Here is a 3,714-nt window from a genome sequence, read left to right on the forward strand (position 1 = left end):
CGAATGTTTCAATAGATAATACTTTCCCTTCTGATCCTACATAGCGCTCCCATCCAAGGGAGATACCCATTTCTAGTGCCACGCGCTTTGTAACAGAAGGAGGCAGAACAAGCTCTTTATACTCTTTCGGTTGGCGATCGAACAATTCCCAGCTTGGCATAGCGACAACACGAACGGATACATTTTCTTTTTCAAGTTCAGCTTTCGCGTTAAAGGCTAATGACACTTCTGAACCGGTAGAGATTAAAATAACCTCTGGTTGGTCATTTGTTTGTGTTAATACGTAAGCTCCTTTTGAAAGGTTGTCTAAATTGGCTTGTGTCTCTTGGAACACAGGCAGGTTTTGACGGCTCAGCACCATGGCAACAGGACCGTCAGTTTGGTTTAGTGCATAAGCCCAAGCACTTGCAGTTTCGTTTGCATCTGATGGGCGAATTACGGTTAGCCCTGGGATGGCACGAAGAGAAGCAAGCTGTTCAATTGGTTCATGAGTTGGACCATCTTCACCAACCGCAATCGAATCATGAGTAAATACATAAGTGACTGGAAGCTTTTGCAAGGCTGCCAGACGAATTGATGGTCTGAGATAATCATTGAAAACAAAGAATGTGCTTACAAATGGCTTTACCCCGCCATGTAGAGCCAAACCATTGCCAGCTGCTCCCATCGCGTGTTCGCGGACACCAAAATAAATATTTCTTCCGCTAAATGATTCTACCGCGAATGCTGCGTCTTCCTTTATATCTGTCATAGTGGAATGAGAAAGATCCGCACTTCCTCCAAAAATAGATGGAACTGATTTTACAAAATGGTTAATGGCTTCTCCACTGGCTACACGGGTTGAGATTGTTTTACCTGTTTCAAATGTCAGGATGTCTTCCGCATTAATTAAAACTTCTCCCGTGATGGCATGTTCTAGTTCCTTCGCTAATTCAGGATATGACTCTTGGTAAGACTGGAATAATGCATTCCATTGTTGTTCTTGACTAATTCCTCTTTGTTTTAGCTCTTCAAAATGGGCTTTAACTTCTTCCGGTACAAAGAAATCCTCTTCATATTGCCAGCCATATACCTGTTTTGTTGCACGAGCTTCTTCTGCTCCAAGTGGATTTCCATGTGCCTTGTTTGTTCCTGCAACTTTGGGACTTCCATAACCGATAGTGGTTCTAATTTCGATCAAGGTTGGTTGGTTTGTATTTTGTTTAGCTAATGTAATAGCTTTTGAGATTTCTGCTACATCATTGCCATCTTCTACTCGTAAATATTGCCAATGAGCAGATTCTGTTCGTTTTTGAATGTCCTCTGAAAATGAAAGGTTTAATTCACCGTCCAAAGAAATATCATTTGAGTCATATAATGCAATTAATTTTCCTAGTTTCATATGGCCGGCCATAGACATGGCCTCATAAGAGATGCCTTCCATTAAATCTCCATCGCCAACTAAAGAATATGTATAATGGTCAATTACAGGGTATCCATCCCGATTGAATTTTGCAGCTAAATGCGCTTCAGCCATCGCCATTCCTACTGCATTTCCAATTCCTTGCCCTAAAGGTCCAGTTGTCGCTTCAACACCATCTGTGTGACCAAATTCGGGATGACCAGGTGTTCTACTATTAAGCTTTCTAAAACTTTTTAAATCTTCTAAAGATACGTTGTACCCAGCTAAATGAAGTAAACTATACAACAAGCTAGAGCCATGTCCGGCAGAAAGAATAAAACGATCTCGATTAAACCATTTTGCATTTGCAGAATTATGATTTAGGTGATGCGCCCAGAGTGCATATGCCATTGGAGCAGCCCCCATAGGTAAGCCTGGATGACCAGAATTAGCACTATTGATCGCGTCAATTGACAAGGTGCGAATCGTATTTACAGCTAGTGTTTCAATACTATTATTCATCATTTTTTCCTCCTTTTATTTCGTGTGATTTTTAAATTGGTACAAAATGTGAGTATTTGGTTTCTTGGCTCAAATGATTTCTTGTTTTTGCATATTAAAGCCAGTTTTTTCGTATTTAAGAATATTTTATCTTTATAAACAAGAAAAAACAAGAAGAATTTTGCCGGTTTTTTTAAAAAAATTGGTGAATTTAAGAAAAAATAATATAATATAAGAAAAAACATGCAAAAACACGGAGGCTGATCATTGTCATGCTAAGAAAAGAACGGCAAAGTAAAATTTTACAAATATTAGAGAAAGAAGGGAAAGTCGTTGCTAAAGAATTAAGCATGAAATGGGATGTTTCCGAGGACACAATTAGACGGGATTTAAGGGAAATGGATTCATTAGGTCTGCTCAAAAGAGTACATGGCGGAGCATTTCCTGCTTCTGCTAGCGCTTTAACCTTTTCTGAAAGAACGGAAGAAAATATAGATGCAAAAAAAGAATTAGCCTTAAAAGCAGTGAAGATTATTAAAGATGGACAAGTTCTATTAATAGATGGAAGTACAACAAATCTTTTTCTGGCTCAAGAAATTCCAATAGAGTTTAAAGGGACCATTATTACGAATAGTCCATCTATTAGTTTGGCATTATCAAAACATCCAAATACAGATATCATCCTCTTGGGCGGAACCTTTTTTAAGGAATCTTTTGTGACAGTAGGATTGGATGTAATTGATGTGCTTAAAAATATTAGAGCCGATCTCTGTTTTTTAGGAGTGTATTCCCTGCACCCTGACTTTGGAATCAGCATCCCTCATATAGAAGAGTCTTATGCTAAACGGCAGATGATTAAAAGTTCAAATAAGATCGCAACCCTAGTTACAAGAAGTAAACTTAATACTATTTCCAATTACTTGGTTGGTCCCGTTTCAGAACTTGATTACTTAATTACGGAAGACGGTCCACTAAGTCATAATTTAAACAAGTACATGGAATTCGATATTGAAATCATTTGACTATAGTTTAAGCCTCCGATTGTTTTTAATTGATTTCTAGTGGAAATCCAGGGTCAGTCCCCCGATAAATTAATGCGTTAATGTAGTGGGGGACTGACCCACTAGCCCGGTGCCCAAATTTTATTAGCATTTACATAAGTTATTTGACGAGCTGCTCAAATTTAAGAGCAGCTTTTTTTATGCGAATTTGGTAATACGTGTGTATAAGTGTCCATTGTAATTACATTGACTAAACCATTTGGATGGCGGGTAAATATATTGTATATTTCCGTGATCATTCTTTTGGATTTAAGAATGGACCTTCGTATATTTTCTGAAAATTTTATTTTTTTTGTTAAATCTATTTACTCTTAATTATAAGCGTGATACCATACTGTTAAGTGATGTTGTAAAAAAAATTACAAAAAATTATTGGTTAGTAATATTTACTACATAAAATATTCTTTTTACAATATTACTATCTCTAATAACAAAAGGAGGTCATATGAATTAAAATATTTCTTTTTCTTCTAGATGAAATTTTTTGGAAATGTTTTCTTTAACACATTGAGTTTAGGGATAATTTATTCCTCTAACAGTGAAAAAAAGAATACGTTAAGAGTTTAGAGGAAGAAGTCTTAGAGAGAATATTATCTGAAGTAAACTTATCATGACAAAAGGGATGGGTTATGGGAGTTGAAAATGCTAGTTTTCCATTGGGGGAATTTTCCTCCGATAAGAAGATTATTTTTTTGAAACGATGATTGTGGGCTAATGTTTCTTAAAAATGATTGGAAGAATGCATAATCAGATAAAATGAAAGCGCTGTAA

General features: G+C 36.6%; 2 protein-coding genes. One reads left to right on the top strand and one right to left on the bottom strand.

What is annotated here, in order from left to right:
* Positions 1 to 1,903, bottom strand: a 1,903-nt coding sequence (tkt, locus tag V7659_RS24590) for a transketolase (protein WP_335542750.1), incomplete at its 3' end; no start/stop codon positions are given.
* A 251-nt stretch (positions 1,904 to 2,154) separates the two neighbouring features.
* Between tkt and V7659_RS24595 the strand changes: the two genes are divergently transcribed.
* A complete protein-coding gene (locus tag V7659_RS24595) occupies positions 2,155 to 2,904 on the top strand; it encodes a DeoR/GlpR family DNA-binding transcription regulator (protein ID WP_335542751.1) in 750 nt (249 codons plus the stop codon).
* The last annotated feature ends 810 nt before the right edge of the window (positions 2,905 to 3,714 follow it).

Source organism: Neobacillus drentensis (assembly GCF_036966985.1).
Classification (GTDB): Bacteria; Bacillota; Bacilli; order Bacillales; family Cytobacillaceae; genus Neobacillus; species Neobacillus drentensis_E.

Excerpts from the sequence above, each read along its gene's own strand:
- V7659_RS24595 (WP_335542751.1), top strand. The coding sequence starts at position 2,155 with ATGCTAAGAAAAGAACGGCAAAGTAAAATTTTACAAATATTAGAGAAA.